The sequence below is a fragment of the Pseudomonas sp. GW822-FHT06B12 genome (assembly GCF_058799675.1).
In genome coordinates this window covers 139,184-153,992 of sequence record NZ_JBXALR010000005.1, presented here as the reverse complement: position 1 = coordinate 153,992, position 14,809 = coordinate 139,184, and the positions used below count along the sequence as shown (strand labels likewise).

Below are 14,809 nucleotides of genomic sequence, written 5' to 3'. Positions count from 1 at the left end.
AAAGCCCGGCATCAGGCCGGGGCTTCGTTTGACTTACGGAGTCTTGGACGCTGAGCCGCCGTCATCGTCGGATCGCCGCCCGGAGCAAGCTCGCTCCCACACTTGACCGGTGTGAACACAGATTTTGTGTACACCCGAATCCAATGTGGGAGCGAGCTTGCTCGCGATGGGGCCAGCTCGGACGTCACTTACCTCAAGCGGCCGCCCAATCCGGGTACTTGCGCTGGTCCGGCGCTGGCGGGAAGTACTGATACAGCCAGGTCTCGCTCAACGTCCGGTCATGGGTGCGGATGAACAAACGCAATTCCACCGGCGCCACGCTGTCGTCGGTCGGGAACCAGTCAAAGGTGATTCGATAGCCTTTGATGTCATCCAGCATCAGCACGTTGAAATCCTTGACCTGACCGCTCGACGCCGTGACCACCGGTTCGATACTGGTGCCTTCAGGCAAGCGATCCAGCCCACCGCCGGTAAAGTCGACCGCAAAACGCCGAGCCCAGACCTTCGGATAGTGCTCACCGGGTGCCCAGCCTTCGACGAAACCGCCCATACCGGAACGCGTGGCATTGACCCGCGCCAGCGGCGTACCCACTGGCGGCAGGGCGCTCCAGTAGAGCTTGTAGCCGTAATTCAGCGAGTCACCTGCGGCCACTGGTTTTTTCGGGGTCCAGAAGGCCACGATGTTGTCCAGGGTTTCGCCGGTGGTGGGGATTTCCAGCAGGTCGACGGAGCCTTCGCCCCAGGCGGTGGTCGGCTCGACCCACAGGCTCGGGCGCTTGCTGTACCAGTCGACGGTGTCCTGATAGCTGGCGAACTCATGGTCGGTCTGCACCAGACCAAAACCTTTCGGGTCCGTGTCGGCGAAGGCGTTGAACTGCAGGGTCGCCGGGTTGTTCAGCGGACGGCAGATCCACTCGCCATTGCCACGCCACATGGCCAGCCGATCCGAGTCGTGGATCTGCGGGTGAAGGGTGTCGCACATGCGCCGTTCGTGAGTGCCGCAGCTGAACATGCTGGTCATCGGTGCGATGCCGAGTTGTTCAATGGCAGTGCGCGCATTGACGTGAGCGTCGATGGCCATCACCACCTGATTGGCCTGGCAGTCGATATCAAAGCGGTAGGCGCCGGTGGCGCTGGGTGAGTCGAGCAGGGCATAAACCACGAAACGGGTGCTGTCCTTGTCCGGGGTTTCGAACCAGAACCTGGTGAAGTCCGGAAACTCTTCGCGTTTCTTCGCGTAGGTGTCGATTGCCAGGCCACGGGCCGACAAACCGTACTGGCCGGTGTTATCCACAGCACGGAAGTAGCTGGCGCCAAGGAACGACACCACGTCGTGTTTATCCAGCTCCGGGGCCTTGAACAGCTTGAACCCGGCAAAGCCCAGGTCGCCCTTGAGCTGCGCGGTATCGACGCTGGAATTCTGGTAATTGAACAATGACGGGTGGAAGTGCACTTCCCGCGCCTGACGGGTCTTGGGGTCAACGCTGTACATGCGCACCGGTTGCTTGAAACCCATGCCGACGTGGAAGAACTGCACGTCGAGTTGCCCGTTCAGGTCATTCCACAGCGAATGGCCGGCGTCGTACTGAATCGCGTTGAATTGCTGCGGCGTCATGTTCGCCAGCGTCGGTGGCAACACCTGTTTGGTGTCCACATAACTGCGGCTGGCCAGTTGCTTGGCTTGCGCCTGCAAGGCTTCGAAGTCGAAGGCCTGGGCCTCTCCATCGGCAGTCCCGGCCCAGGCCCGCGCGGCCAACAATCCAGTGGCCGAAAGGCCGGTGTAGGCGGCGATGGCCATGGAGGCTTTGAGCAAATTCCTGCGGTGCATAAGACAACCTGTCTTGGACGATCCCGCGGCGTTCCCGGCTGCGTTACGGATCAGAAATAGAGGTTCGGACAAGCCTTCGGCCAAACGCGTCGGATTTTAAACAGATGCCGAATAAGATAAAGCGTTCGAAATAACTCGAAAAATGATTAATTTGCGCTTCGTGGAAACACCCGCTGGAGCCCGAGGATATTCATCTGTTTTTTAAATCAACGTAGCGTTTCAAATAAGCGTTTTCATTTATTTGACTAATTACTCTAAAAACAGCCCGCAAACTTTTTTTTGTCCCTATTCTTAGGCTCATGACCGGCCCTTGCCCTTGAGGCCGGTAAACGTTCAGCAGCAGCCTGGCAGGTGCCGGTCGCTGCTGAAGAAGGAGCAGGGCGATGAGGTAGCTGAAGTTTCAGTTCACGTGCAGAGGGACATCGTCCATGGAAAAAGCGCAAGGCATCATCGGATTTTGGGGGATTTTCTCAGGCTTGAGCATCTCGCGACGGTCGCGCCGGCTCAGTTCAGAGGAGGTGAAACTCGTCGAGCAGTATCGAGCGTTATCGGAGAATGACCGCATTGCAATGCGCTATCTGGCGGATGCGATGCACCGTGTTTCGCGGTTTTGAGGCGGCTTAACAGCCTCTCCCATGTTCGCTTTTGGGAGGGGCTGTTTGTCTTGTGCATCAGCCCCGATGGCATTGAGTATCACCACTCCTGATTACGCTCGGTTCGTTGATGCAATATCCGCAGAATCTGCACTTGGCCGAGTACCAGCCGATAAGGCGCAATAAATGGAAGCTGATTCAGGACAAGCTCACGTACATCGGGTACCAGTGACGGACGTCCTGAGCCGGGGAACAGTTCAAGCTGGCCAAAAGTATTGAGGATGCTTGTCACCATATCGTTGGCAGCGGCTGCGCCAATCAGCCCGCAATAGTGTTCATGAATGGCGTCCAGGTCACTCTCAGCTTTCTCGGTCAGTGCGACTCTCGGCACGATTTGCCCACTTAGCCTTCACGGCGTCCAGATCAGTAAGTTTTCCAGCATCGGCATCGGCAATACCTTCGCTGATCGCTTGCAGGTGCCAGGACTCGGCCTCTACATAACGCACCAGTGCACGCTTGAGGTGGTATTGACGGTCACGATCGGTCGCTGCTGCAAGCTGATCCAGCTGCTGGGCAAGAGTTTCTTCGACTCGAAAGGACAAAACGGGCGAGGCCATCGCGGCTCTCCTGTGAGTGTGTATACGTTGTAAACGACGTAAACGCACACTAGGCCCTGCCAAGATTTCAGTCAACCGCGGTTGTGCGCGCGGTGTCAGGAAATCTTAGCGGGGTAGGTGCTGGAGGGGGGAGCGATGTGTTGCTAAATGCTTGTTCCCTCCAGTGGTTGTCAGTCGCTACCGACTGATTCGCCAGGCATCACCCGCCGGGGCAGTACCATGGTCATACGGTTTACAGAGCCACATGTAGAGCAGGCCCAGGCCGATGACGATGGCGGTGCTCAAGACCATGGCGTAGTTGATGTACCACGCCGCATCCGGCGTGCGTGGCCAGGCCATGTTGATGATGGCGCCAACGCCATAGACCAGCGCGCCGATGTTTACCGGTAGACCCCAGGCGCCCAGTGTGAACTTGCCGCTGGGTTTCCAGCCGCGGGCGCGAGCGTAGAGGGCGGCGAGGACGATCATCTGGAACGCCAGGTAGATGCCGATGGCCGCGAAGCTGACGATGGTGGCGACGGCGTCTTGCAGGAAAAAGCCGAGGGCAATAATCAGTGCTGGGAGGACGCCAGACACGAATAGCGCGGCAACCGGAACCTGCGTTGTAGGCGAAATCTTTTTCAGCAGCGCACTACCGATGACCATTTCATCACGAGCGTAGGAATACAGCAGACGGCTGGCTGCGGCTTGCAGGCTGATGACGCAGGAGATGAAGGAAATCATTACCACACCCATCACTACTTTCGAACCGACCGGGCCGAAGGCGTTGTTGAGGATGGTGGTCACCGGGTCCTTGTCAGTGCCGTTGATCACCGCTTGCATATCCGGCACCGCCAGAATCAGCGCCAGGCAGGCGAACATCGCTGCGATGCCACCGATGTAGATGGTCATGCGCATGGCTACCGGAATCTGCTTGCTCGGGTTCGGGGTTTCTTCGGCCACGTCGCCGCAGGCCTCGAAGCCGTAGTACAGAAACATCCCGGCCAAGGATGCGGTCAGGAACGCCGGCAGGTAGGAACCGTCGACGCGGATATCAAAGGTGTTGAACAGCACGCTCAGCGGCTGATGGCGCTCGAAAATTAACAGGTACACGCCGACGATCACCGCACCGACCAGCTCGCAGAGGAAGCCGAACATGGCGATACGTGCGAGCACTTTGGTGCCGCTGAGGTTCACCAGAGTGGCGAACAGGGTCAGCAGCAGGGCGATGACGATGTTGGTGTTATTGCTCGGTTCAAAACCCATCATCGCCGCCAGGTAAGGACCGGCACCGACGGCAACGGCCGCGATGGTCACGCACAGGGCGATGGAGTAGATCCAGCCGACCATCCACGCCCAGCGTTTGCCCACCAAGCGACGAGCCCACGGATAGACACCGCCGGAAATCGGGAACTGCGAGACCACTTCACCGAAGATCAGGCAGACCAGCAGTTGGCCGCAACCGACCAGCAAATACGCCCAGAACATCGGCGGTCCACCGGCGGCCAGGCACAGGCCGAACAGGGTATAAACCCCTACGACCGGGGAGAGGTAAGTGAAGCCCAGTGCGAAGTTTTCCCACAGGCTCATGCTGCGATTGAAGTTCGAGGTGTAGCCCAGCTTGCGTAGCTGCTCGGCATCGCTGTCGGCGGCGATTGCAGGGAGTTCGGGTAGAGTCATGGTGTTGATGCTCCGGAAAATCGGCAGATTTCGGATGTCCGAAACCGTGGCTGGGCCATGACGGCTCAACCCGGATCGGTGGTTATTGTTTTGTGTTGCAGTGAGTCCCTGGTGTGAATCGCCGAGTTCGTCCATGAGATCGAGGTGAGGCCATCGCGAGCAAGCTCGCTCCCACAGGTTCAGTGCCGTCCTTGTGGGAGCGAGCTTGCTCGCGATGCTTTTAATGCTTGAACATCACATGCCTTACGGTGGTGTAGTCCTCCAGCCCGTACATGGACATATCCTTGCCATAACCGGAGAGTTTCTGACCGCCGTGTGGCATTTCGCTGACCAGCATGAAGTGCGTGTTCACCCAGGTGCAGCCGTACTGCAAGCGGGCGGCGAGGCGGTGAGCGCGGCCGACATTGGCGGTCCACACTGACGACGCCAGGCCGTAGTCCGAATCGTTGGCCCACGCCAGCACCTGTGCTTCATCAGTGAATTGGGTGACCGACACCACCGGTCCGAACACTTCGCGGCGGACGATCTCGTCGTCTTGCTGGGCGTCGGCCAACACCGTCGGCTCGAAGAAGAACCCGTTGCCGTCGACGATTTTCCCGCCCGTGATCAAACGGATGTGCGGTTGTGCGATGGCGCGCTCGACGAAACCGGCGACACGGTCGCGATGCTGGGCGGTGATCAGCGGGCCCAGCTCGGTGGTTGGGTCATCCTGCAAACCGTATTTGATGCTGCTGACGGCCACACCAAGCTTCTCGACGAATTTTTCGTAGATGCCTGCCTGGGCGTAGATGCGGCAGGCGGCGGTGCAATCCTGGCCAGCGTTGTAGAAGCCAAAGGTGCGGATGCCTTCCACGGCGGCGTCGAGGTCGGCGTCGTTGAAGATGATCACCGGGGCTTTGCCACCCAATTCCATGTGCATGCGTTTGACGCTGTCGGCGGTGCTGGAAATGATGTTCGAGCCGGTGGCGATGGAGCCGGTCAACGACACCATGCGCACTTTCGGGTGGGTGACCAACGGGCTACCGACCGTAGGCCCACGGCCGAATACCAGGTTGAGCACGCCAGCCGGGAAAATCTCCGACGCCAGTTCGGCCAGACGCAGCGCGGTCAACGGGGTTTGCTCCGACGGCTTGAGCACCACGGTATTACCGGCAGCCAGGGCCGGGGCGATTTTCCAGGCGACCATCATCAGCGGGTAATTCCACGGTGCGATGGAGGCGATCACGCCCACCGGGTCGCGGCGGATCATCGAGGTGTGCCCCGGCAGGTATTCACCGCCAGCCATCCCGCTCATGCAACGGCTGGCGCCAGCGAAGAAGCGGAACACATCGGCAATCGCCGGGATCTCGTCGTTCAGCGCGGCACTGTAGGGTTTGCCGCAGTTGTCCGACTCAAGCTTGGCCAGCTCTTCACCGTGGGCCTGGATGACATCGGCGAGTTTGAGCAACAGTAACGAACGGTCTTTCGGTGAAGTCTGCGACCAGCTTTCAAACGCGGCATCGGCAGCTCGCACAGCGGCGTCGACCTGGGCTTCGCTGGCTTCGTTGATTTCTACAAGCACCCGGCCCAGAGCCGGGTTGAATACCGGTTGGGCGGGGCCTTCGCCGGCGACAAGCTGGCCGTTGATCAGCAGTTTGGTTTGCATGGCATTGTCCTCTTCGAAGCAGTTGTTTTTCCTCTGTGAGAACCGAACCTAATGTGGGAGCGGGCTTGCTCGCGAAGGGGCCATGACATTCAACATTGATGTTGGCTGATACACCGCTTTCGCGAGCAAGCCCGCTCCCACATTTGAACCGGTTCCCACAGTGAGTAGTCGTTGTTGGTTATTTACCGCCGCTGCCCGCGACGCTTTCGCCGCCGCGAGTCAGGTAATAGGCGCCGAGGATCGGCAGCATGGTCACGAGCATCACCAGCATCGCCACCACGTTGGTCACCGGTACGTCGCGTGGGCGGCTGAGCTGATTGAGCAGCCACAGCGGCAAGGTGCGTTCGTGGCCAGCGGTGAAGGTGGTAACGATGATTTCGTCGAACGACAGGGCGAACGCCAACATGCCGCCGGCCAGCAATGCCGAGCCGAGGTTCGGCAGGACGATGTAGCGGAAGGTCTGCCAGCCGTCGGCGCCCAGATCCATCGACGCTTCGATCAAGCTGTACGAGGTACGGCGCAGGCGGGCGATAACGTTGTTGTAGACGATCACCACACAGAAGGTCGCGTGACCGACGATGATGGTGAACATCCCGGGCTCGATGCCCAGTGTCTTGAACGTCGCCAACAGCGCGATACCGGTGATGATCCCCGGCAACGCAATCGGCAGGATCAGCATCAGCGAAATGCCCTGCTTGCCGAAGAAGTCGCGGCGGTACAGCGCGGCCGAGGCCAGCGTCCCCAGGACCATGGCGATCAAGGTCGCGATCGCGGCGATCTGCAGCGAGAGCTTGATCGCTTCCAGCACGTCAGGTCGCGCGAACGCCACGCTGAGCCACTTCAGGGTGAAGCCTTGGGGCGGAAAACTGAACGCTGCATCTTCAGTGTTGAAGGCGTACAGGAAGATGATCAGGATCGGGAAGTGCAGAAACACCAACCCGCCCCAGGCTGCAATGCGCAGGCCCAAAGAAGCCTGCCCTTGAGATGAAGAATCAGAGCGCATCGAAGGCCCCCAGACGTTTGACGATGGACAGGTAGATGGCGATCAGCACGATCGGCACCAACGTAAACGCAGCCGCCATTGGCATGTTGCCGATAGCGCCTTGCTGGGCGTACACCATGCTGCCGACGAAGTAACCTGGCGGGCCGATCAGTTGCGGCACGATGAAGTCACCGAGGGTCAGCGAGAAGGTGAAGATCGAACCGGCCGCAATGCCTGGAATCGACAGCGGCAAAATCACCTGCATGAAGGTCTGGTGCGGCTTGGCGCCGAGGTCGGCGGAGGCTTGCAGCAAGGAGGGCGGCAGGCGTTCCAGCGATGCCTGGATGGGCAGGATCATGAACGGCAGCCAGATGTAGACGAATACCATGAAACGGCCCAGATGGGAGGTCGACAGGGTGCTGCCGCCCACGCCGGGAATCCCCAGCACGAACTGCAATACCGGCTCCAGCCCCAGGTGCTGAACGAACCACTGCGCCACGCCACCCTTGGCCAGCAACAGGGTCCAGGCGTAAGCCTTGACGATGTAACTGGCCCACATCGGCATCATCACCGCGATGTAGAAAAACGCCTTGGTGTTGCCGGTGGTGTAGCGCGCCATGTAGTAGGCAATCGGAAACGCGACGATGGCGCTGGCGATCGAGACCACGATGGCCATGCTCAAGGTGCGCAGGATGATGTCGAAGTTCGAAGGGTTGAACAGCGCCGCGAAGTTCGCCAGGGTCAGCTCGGGCGTGACCGCCATGGTGAAGTCGTCGAAGGTGTAGAAACCCTGCCACAGCAGTGTCAGCAGCGAACCTAAATAGATCGCCCCGAACCAGATCAGCGGCGGCACCAGCAACATCGCGAGGTACAGGTTGGGTCGGCGATACAGCAGGTTGGAAAACCTGCGCAACGGCGAGCTGCCGGCCGGGGTTTGGGTCATGGTCACGCTGTTCATCTCAGACCCCGCCCGCAACGGTGTCGTGCAACGGAATCATGGCCTCGCGGGCCCAGCGTGCACGGATAAGTTGACCGGTCTGATGCTGGGCGCTGACGTCCAGCCACTGGTTGTTGGCCTGGCTGATGTTCAGGGTCTGACCGTTTTCCAGCTTCATCTCGTAACGCGTGGCGCTGCCCTGATACTGGATGTCGTGCAGCAGGCCGCTGACTTCGATTTCATGGCTGGCCTTTGGGCCTTCGGCGAAGCGCACGTGTTCCGGACGAATCGAGAACGGCTGCGGATGGCCGCTCAGCTGTTGGGCCAGATCGCCGCGAATCACGTTGGAGGTGCCGACGAATTCGGCGACGAAGGTGGTCACCGGTTTCATGTACAGGTTGCGCGGGGTGTCGACCTGCTCGATGCGGCCCTTGTTGAACACTGCCACGCGGTCGGACATCGACAGCGCTTCGGTCTGGTCGTGAGTCACGAAGATGAAGGTGATGCCGAGTTGGCGCTGGAGCTTCTTCAGCTCGCCTTGCATTTGTTCGCGCAGCTTCAGATCGAGTGCGCCCAATGGCTCATCGAGCAGCAGCACCCGCGGGCGATTGACCAGGGCGCGGGCCAGAGCCACGCGCTGACGTTGGCCACCGGACAGTTGCACCGGTTTACGCTCGCCATATCCGCCGAGGGCGACCATGTCGAGAGCCTCCTCGGCGCGTTTGATGCGCTCGGTTTTGCCGACGCCTTTGACCTTCAAACCGTAAGCGACGTTGTCGCGAACGTTCATGTGCGGGAACAGCGCGTAATCCTGGAACACGGTGTTCACATCACGTTGATAGGGCGGCAAACCGGCGGCCTCGAAGCCGTGAATGCGGATCGAGCCTGCGCTCGGTTGTTCGAAACCGGCGATCAGCCGCAAGCAGGTGGTTTTGCCCGAGCCGGATGGGCCGAGCATGGAAAAGAACTCGCCGTCCTGGATGTCGATGGAAACCCGGTCGACGGCTTTCACTTCGCCGAACTGACGGGAAACGTTGGTGAACTGGACTGCAAGCGTCATGGTGCGGTGCTCCAAAATCTGAAATCTTTAAAAGCATCGCGAGCAAGCTCGCTCCCACAGGGGAATGCGATCAATTGTGGGAGCGAGCTTGCTCGCGAAGAGGGCTTAACGACCGCCCATGATCGCGATGTAATCCTGGGTCCAGCGGCTATAAGGCACGAACTTGCCGCCTTCAGCCTGTGGGGTTTTCCAGAAGGCGATCTTGTCGAACTGGTCGAAACCGTTGGTTTTGCAGCCTTCGGCGCCCAGCAGTTCACTTCCGGTGCAGGCCGCCGGTACGGCTGGCAGCGAGCCGAACCATGCGGCTACGTCACCCTGGACTTTGGGTTGCAGCGACCAGTCCATCCACATGTAGGCGCAGTTCGGGTGTTTGGCGTCGGCGTGCAACATGGTGGTGTCGGCCCAGCCCGTAACGCCTTCTTTCGGAATGGTCGAGGCCACCGGTTGCTTGTCGGCTTGCAGGCCGTTGACCATGTAACCCCAGGTGCTGGAAGCCGCGACGCCTTCGTTCTTGAAGTCGCTCATCTGCACGGTCGCGTCATGCCAGTAGCGGTGCACCAGCGGCTGCTGAGCGCGCAGCAGGTCGAGCACGGCCTTGTACTGGGTTTCGGTCAGTTCGTAAGGGTTCTTGATGCCCAGTTCCGGTTTGGTTGACTTCAGGTACAGCGCGGCGTCGGCGATGTAGATCGGCCCGTCATAAGCTTGCACGCGTCCCTTGTTGGCCTTGCCGTCCGGCAGGTTTTGCGGGTCGAACACCACGCTCCAGCTGTCAGGCGCAGTCTTGAAAACGTTGGTGTTGTACATCAGCACGTTCGGGCCCCACTGATAAGGCGTGCCGTAAACCTGTTTGTTGACCACGTACCAAGGCCCGTCCTTGAGGCGCGGGTCGATGTTTTTCCAGTTCGGGATCAGCGCGGTGTTGATCGGCTGCACACGTTTGCCGCCGATCAAACGCAACGAGGCGTCGCCGGACGCGGTCACCAGGTCGTAACCGCCCTTGGCCATCAGGCTAACCATTTCGTCAGAAGTAGCAGCGGTTTTGACGCTGACCTTGCAGCCGGTTTCTTTCTCGAAACCGGTGACCCAGTCGTAGGCCTTATCGCTTTCGCCACGTTCGATGTAGCCCGGCCAGGCGACGATATCCAGTTGGCCTTCGCCAGCGCCAACGGCTTTCAGCGGTTCGGCGGCCTGAATACTGGCGCTGGCCAGCAAGGCGGTGGTGATTGCACTGAACAGTGCGGTCTTGTGCACGAACATGGGGTTTCCCTCTTCTTTAATTATGGTCGGGGCAGTTTTGAACGTGATGTAGCTGGCCTTTTCGGCTGGTTGTTAGCGTAGTGCGGTTATTTCAGATCGTTGCCGTGGCGCGCCATGATGTGTCGCACCACGCTGTAGTCCTGGAGCGAATCGCTGGATAAGTCTTTGCCGTAACCCGAGCGCTTCAAGCCGCCATGGGGCATTTCGCTGACCAGCATGAAATGGCTGTTGATCCAGGTGCAGCCGTACTGCAAGCGCGCCGCCACCTGCATCGCCTTGTCGAGGTTTTGGGTCCAGACCGATGACGCGAGGCCGTATTCCGAGTCATTGGCCCAGTCCACCGCTTGCGCAAGCTCCTCGAAGCGGGTCACGGTGACTACTGGCCCGAACACTTCGCGCTGGACGATTTCATCGCTTTGTTTGCAGCCGGCCAGCAGGGTGGGCTGGTAGTAGAAACCGGCACCGGAATGCACTGCCGCGCCGGTCACTCGTTCGATGTGTGGCTGGCCAAGGGCGCGTTCGACAAAACTGGCCACGCGGTCGCGCTGGCGGGTGCTGATCAGCGGGCCGAGTTCGTTGTCGGCATCGCGTTTACCGGCGAAGCGCAGGCTGCTGACGGCGGCACCGAGTTCGGCTACCAATGTGTCGTGAATGCCGGCCTGTGCATAAATCCGGCAGGCGGCGGTGCAATCTTGCCCGGCGTTGTAGTAACCGTAACTGCGCACGCCTTCGACCACCGCTTGAATGTCAGCGTCGTTGCAGACGATCACCGGCGCTTTACCGCCGAGTTCCAGGTGGGTGCGTTTCAGGGTTTTGGCGGCGGCCTGCAGAATCTTCTGCCCGGTGACGATGTCGCCGGTCAGCGAGACCATGCGCACTTTCGGGTGGCTGACCAAATGGCTGCCGACGCCTTCACCACCGCCGCAAATAATGTTGATCACCCCGCGCGGGAGGATTTCAGCCAGTGCCGGCGCGAGGGCGAGGATCGACAGCGGCGTATGTTCGGAGGGCTTGAACACCAGTGTGTTGCCGGCGGCCAGGGCCGGGGCGATTTTCCACGCGGCCATCATGATCGGGTAGTTCCACGGCGCGATGGACGCTACGACGCCAATCGGATCGCGACGCACCATGCTGGTGTAACCCGGCAGGTATTCACCGCTGAGCTGGCCGGTCTGGCAGCGTACGGCACCAGCGAAGAAGCGAAACACGTCGACTGTGGCGCTCAAATCGTCCTGACGGGCCAGGTGCAACGGCTTGCCGCAGTTCAGCGATTCGAGTCGGGCGAGGAGATCGGCGTGCTTTTCCACCGCGTTGGCGATGTCCAGCAGGATGTTCGAGCGTTGTTGCGGGGTGGTTCGCGACCAACCGGCGAAGGCGCGGTGGGCGGCGAGGATGGCGGCTTCGACTTGTTCGGTGCTGGCTTCGGCGATGTGCGTCAGCACTTCACCGGTGGCCGGATTGATGATCGGTTCGACAAAGCCCTGACCTGCGACTAATTCACCATCGATCAGCAATGCGGTGAACAACGGGGTCTGCGCGCCAGGCATTTTTCGGGTTCTCTTTTCTTGTGTGGTCATGGTGCTCCCTGTGACTGGGGGCCCGACCGTCTTATTGATGTCCAGAGACTAGTGGTCGGGCTTGCGGACGACAAATACTAAATACTGAATGCAGCATTCGATTAAATAGATGGCTTGCGCCCACCGTGAGGCTGCTCGCGGGCGACGGTCAGGAACGGATCAACCAAGGCCGGGCGCGCAGTGCCACGGCGCCAGGCCAGGCCGACATCGAGAGTTTGGCTCAGGTCCGCAATCGCTCGCGCTTCAATGATGTCGCCCTCCAGCGACCAAGGTCGGTAGGTCATGTCGGGTTGAATCGACACGCCAAGGCCGGCCGCCACCAGGCTTCGAACGGCTTCGGTGGAGGCCGTGCGCAAGGTGATGCGCGGCTGCAAGGAGGCTGCTGACCACATGCGTTGGGCGTTGCGGTCCATTTCATCGACGTTGAGCTGAATCAACGGCTCGCGGGCGACATCGGCGAGGTTGATGCTGTCGTGCTCCAGCAACGGGTGCTGGGCCGGCAGCCACAAGCGATGAGGCGAATGGGTCAGCACCTCGGTTTGCAGTGCATGGCGATCTTCCAGGTTGGAGAGGATCAGCACCCCGACATCAATTTCGCCGCTGACCAGCAAGTGCTCAATGTAGGGCCGCTCGTCTTCCATCACGCGAATCTCCACGTTGGGGTAGGCGCGCTGAAAACGGGTGAGCAAATCGGCGAGGTAATAACCGGCCACCAGACTGGTCACGCCGATGATCAATTGGCCGGCGACCTGATCGGTACTTTGCTGAAGGCTGCGTTTGGCGTTGTCGACCGTGGCCAGAATCAAGTGCGCCTGACGCAGGAATTGATGGCCCTGGTGCGTCAGGGTCATGCCCTTGGCGTGGCGATTGAACAGGCTGACGCCAATTTCCTGCTCAAGCTGCTGGATGGCCAGGGTCAAGGTGGACTGGGAGATGTACACCGCTTGCGCGGCAGCCGAGATCGAGCCGGTCTCGGCCACGGCGATGAAGTGACGGATCTGGCGCAAGGTCATCATGGTGAAGATACCCGGTGGGCGGTTTTTATAGATTTGCCCGAGTGTATATCTTTTTAATCGATGCCCAGGCATGGGCTTGGTTGGGGTGGGGGGGGAGAAAGGGGGGAGAGACCCGTTACTGGCTGCATCCTTGCAGCCAGTTCCGAAGGGTCGATGTTACGCATTGTTCAATGCGGCTCCCGATCAAGTCGCAATGAGTCAGGCGCGGATATCTCGATCATATCCACAACGAGTTTGTTATCGAATTCAAACCCGGTGCCTGAAGGCCCTGTGTAGCTTCGATACTATTTCAGCGTTACATCAATCATCGGGGGAATGTAACCATAGTCATATTCGGCCACCACGAAAGTCTGCTGCCCTTTCACCTTGATGCCCACTGTCGGTGCTTCAGTGCCGCCGACCCGGAACTGCATTCCGGTGTTGCTTTCCTTTGTGGGTACGGTGTCGATGAACGAAGTCACCAGGCCGTTAGGCATCACGTAATGTGAATAGGTTTGAAATGGCTGGGAAGAGGGGTTGCCCAGCACCAGACCGGAACCGTTCAGTGGTACGTAAGGGCCGAAGAGCGAATCCGCCACGAAACCGTACACCCCGTCCGGACCGGTCACACCGTCGGCATAAGTGAATTTATGGCTGATGGTGAACAAATAGTATTTACCGTCCTGAAACAGGAAGTGTGGACGTTCGGTCTGGTCATTGACGCCTACTGCAGTCAGCAGTGGCGGCAACATTTCCCAGTCGTCGCCATCTTCGTCATTCGCTACGGCGATACCGACACAGGCGGTTTGGAAGCGCGAGTTACCGACATCTTCATAGCCCGGCGGTACGTCGCCGATTTCAGCTTCGCCGACCTTGTGCGAACCACGCTCACCGGCCACGTTGCCCTCAAACAGCATGTACAACTTGCCGTCTTTCGGATCGCGGAACGGCCATGGATCACGGAAGCCCCAGTACGGATTCTGCGCTTCGGTCTGATAGATCTCGCCGTCAGCTTCAAACAGCGACGTAACCTTTTTGAAGCCTACCATGCTGACGCCATGTTCAGTCGTCACCACGCGGCCACGCACCTTGACGATCGTGGCGCCCGGCGTGACGGCGGTGTAATACAAATCCACATCGCCCTGGTCGTTCAACAGAATCGGGGAGCCAGCCCATTCACGCGTGGTTGGAGACACACCTTGCGCCATCACGCGACCACCAAACTGCCAGTCTTTACCGGTGCGGGAAAACCAGTAGTACATCTTTGCCCGACCATGACGATCGTTCCAGTCTCGGGTGATGTCGTAATTACCGTTCTCGTCGATGTACTCCGGATCATTCGGGTGGCGATCTGCCGTCAAGGTGAAAATGACCGACCAGCCGTCGACAGAAGCCACGTTACCGTCCATATCGCGCAGCGGCATGGTGTCCCAGATGAACACCTCGTTGCTCAATACCGGGAAATCCGCACTGACCAGCGGCTGGGTAGTGGTCGGATCATCCGCGTGAACTTTCAGCGCGTCGGCGCGGGTCCACAAGCTGGGCTGGTGGGGAAGCTGACCAAGTTTTTCAGTGTTGCTTTTCATAGGGAGTACCTCATCCATGAATATATTTAAATGAATCTTCGTTAGTGACTGTATATCCATACAGTGATTTCAC

The 14,809-nt window shown here is 59.5% G+C and carries 13 protein-coding genes; 1 reads left to right on the top strand and 12 read right to left on the bottom strand.

Translation table 11 applies throughout. The annotated features are described in order from the left end of the window. Positions 1 to 193: 193 nt before the first annotated feature. A complete protein-coding gene (locus AC1RKH_RS13090; RefSeq protein WP_493062351.1) occupies positions 194 to 1,828 on the bottom strand; it encodes a glucan biosynthesis protein D in 1,635 nt (544 codons plus the stop codon). Between the two features lie 428 nt (positions 1,829 to 2,256). Between AC1RKH_RS13090 and AC1RKH_RS13085 the strand changes: the two genes are divergently transcribed. Next, positions 2,257 to 2,442 (top strand): hypothetical protein, encoded by a 186-nt coding sequence (locus AC1RKH_RS13085; RefSeq protein WP_493062350.1) that lies wholly within the window; start codon positions 2,257 to 2,259, stop codon positions 2,440 to 2,442. A 79-nt stretch (positions 2,443 to 2,521) separates the two neighbouring features. Here AC1RKH_RS13085 and AC1RKH_RS13080 read toward each other — a convergent pair whose 3' ends face one another. The 11 genes from AC1RKH_RS13080 to AC1RKH_RS13030 all read right to left on the bottom strand — a co-directional run bounded on the left by AC1RKH_RS13080 (position 2,522) and on the right by AC1RKH_RS13030 (position 14,736). Then, on the bottom strand, positions 2,522 to 2,812 hold the full coding sequence (locus AC1RKH_RS13080) for a type II toxin-antitoxin system RelE/ParE family toxin (protein ID WP_493062349.1): 291 nt from the start codon (positions 2,810 to 2,812) through the stop codon (positions 2,522 to 2,524). Further along, on the bottom strand, positions 2,781 to 3,038 hold the full coding sequence (locus AC1RKH_RS13075; protein ID WP_493062348.1) for a CopG family ribbon-helix-helix protein: 258 nt from the start codon (positions 3,036 to 3,038) through the stop codon (positions 2,781 to 2,783). The genes AC1RKH_RS13080 and AC1RKH_RS13075 overlap by 32 nt, the downstream gene beginning before the upstream one ends. Positions 3,039 to 3,215: 177 nt before the next feature. Then, on the bottom strand, positions 3,216 to 4,697 hold the full coding sequence (locus AC1RKH_RS13070) for an APC family permease (RefSeq protein ID WP_493062347.1): 1,482 nt from the start codon (positions 4,695 to 4,697) through the stop codon (positions 3,216 to 3,218). Between the two features lie 220 nt (positions 4,698 to 4,917). Continuing rightward, positions 4,918 to 6,342 carry a gamma-aminobutyraldehyde dehydrogenase gene (locus AC1RKH_RS13065; RefSeq protein ID WP_493062346.1) on the bottom strand — a complete coding sequence of 475 codons (1,425 nt, stop codon included), beginning with the start codon at positions 6,340 to 6,342 and terminating at the stop codon, positions 4,918 to 4,920. Positions 6,343 to 6,520: 178 nt separating this feature from the next. After that, positions 6,521 to 7,345 carry an ABC transporter permease gene (locus tag AC1RKH_RS13060; RefSeq protein ID WP_123428609.1) on the bottom strand — a complete coding sequence of 275 codons (825 nt, stop codon included), beginning with the start codon at positions 7,343 to 7,345 and terminating at the stop codon, positions 6,521 to 6,523. Next, entirely contained in the window at positions 7,335 to 8,282 is a 948-nt protein-coding gene (locus AC1RKH_RS13055; RefSeq protein WP_493062345.1) for an ABC transporter permease, read from the bottom strand. The genes AC1RKH_RS13060 and AC1RKH_RS13055 overlap by 11 nt, the downstream gene beginning before the upstream one ends. A 1-nt stretch (position 8,283) precedes the next feature. After that, on the bottom strand, positions 8,284 to 9,321 hold the full coding sequence (locus AC1RKH_RS13050) for an ABC transporter ATP-binding protein (protein ID WP_493062344.1): 1,038 nt from the start codon (positions 9,319 to 9,321) through the stop codon (positions 8,284 to 8,286). A gap of 105 nt (positions 9,322 to 9,426) precedes the next feature. Beyond that, positions 9,427 to 10,578: a putative ABC transporter substrate-binding protein YdcS gene (gene ydcS / locus AC1RKH_RS13045; protein ID WP_493062343.1), complete on the bottom strand. Its 1,152-nt coding sequence runs from the start codon at positions 10,576 to 10,578 to the stop codon at positions 9,427 to 9,429. Positions 10,579 to 10,664: 86 nt separating this feature from the next. Further along, positions 10,665 to 12,155: a gamma-aminobutyraldehyde dehydrogenase gene (locus tag AC1RKH_RS13040; RefSeq protein WP_493062342.1), complete on the bottom strand. Its 1,491-nt coding sequence runs from the start codon at positions 12,153 to 12,155 to the stop codon at positions 10,665 to 10,667. A 101-nt stretch (positions 12,156 to 12,256) separates the two neighbouring features. Then, entirely contained in the window at positions 12,257 to 13,171 is a 915-nt protein-coding gene (locus AC1RKH_RS13035; protein WP_262114844.1) for a LysR family transcriptional regulator, read from the bottom strand. A gap of 284 nt (positions 13,172 to 13,455) precedes the next feature. Then, complete coding sequence (locus tag AC1RKH_RS13030; protein ID WP_123428597.1) at positions 13,456 to 14,736, bottom strand: glycoside hydrolase family 68 protein; 1,281 nt, start codon at positions 14,734 to 14,736, stop codon at positions 13,456 to 13,458. Between the last annotated feature and the right edge of the window lie 73 nt (positions 14,737 to 14,809).

Excerpts from the sequence above, each read along its gene's own strand:
- AC1RKH_RS13030 (WP_123428597.1), bottom strand. The coding sequence starts at position 14,736 with ATGAAAAGCAACACTGAAAAACTTGGTCAGCTTCCCCACCAGCCCAGC.
- AC1RKH_RS13070 (WP_493062347.1), bottom strand. The coding sequence starts at position 4,697 with ATGACTCTACCCGAACTCCCTGCAATCGCCGCCGACAGCGATGCCGAG.
- AC1RKH_RS13060 (WP_123428609.1), bottom strand. The coding sequence starts at position 7,345 with ATGCGCTCTGATTCTTCATCTCAAGGGCAGGCTTCTTTGGGCCTGCGC.
- AC1RKH_RS13075 (WP_493062348.1), bottom strand. The coding sequence starts at position 3,038 with ATGGCCTCGCCCGTTTTGTCCTTTCGAGTCGAAGAAACTCTTGCCCAG.
- AC1RKH_RS13090 (WP_493062351.1), bottom strand. The coding sequence starts at position 1,828 with ATGCACCGCAGGAATTTGCTCAAAGCCTCCATGGCCATCGCCGCCTAC.
- AC1RKH_RS13035 (WP_262114844.1), bottom strand. The coding sequence starts at position 13,171 with ATGATGACCTTGCGCCAGATCCGTCACTTCATCGCCGTGGCCGAGACC.
- AC1RKH_RS13050 (WP_493062344.1), bottom strand. The coding sequence starts at position 9,321 with ATGACGCTTGCAGTCCAGTTCACCAACGTTTCCCGTCAGTTCGGCGAA.
- AC1RKH_RS13085 (WP_493062350.1), top strand. The coding sequence starts at position 2,257 with ATGGAAAAAGCGCAAGGCATCATCGGATTTTGGGGGATTTTCTCAGGC.
- AC1RKH_RS13065 (WP_493062346.1), bottom strand. The coding sequence starts at position 6,342 with ATGCAAACCAAACTGCTGATCAACGGCCAGCTTGTCGCCGGCGAAGGC.
- AC1RKH_RS13040 (WP_493062342.1), bottom strand. The coding sequence starts at position 12,155 with ATGACCACACAAGAAAAGAGAACCCGAAAAATGCCTGGCGCGCAGACC.
- AC1RKH_RS13055 (WP_493062345.1), bottom strand. The coding sequence starts at position 8,282 with ATGAACAGCGTGACCATGACCCAAACCCCGGCCGGCAGCTCGCCGTTG.
- ydcS (WP_493062343.1), bottom strand. The coding sequence starts at position 10,578 with ATGTTCGTGCACAAGACCGCACTGTTCAGTGCAATCACCACCGCCTTG.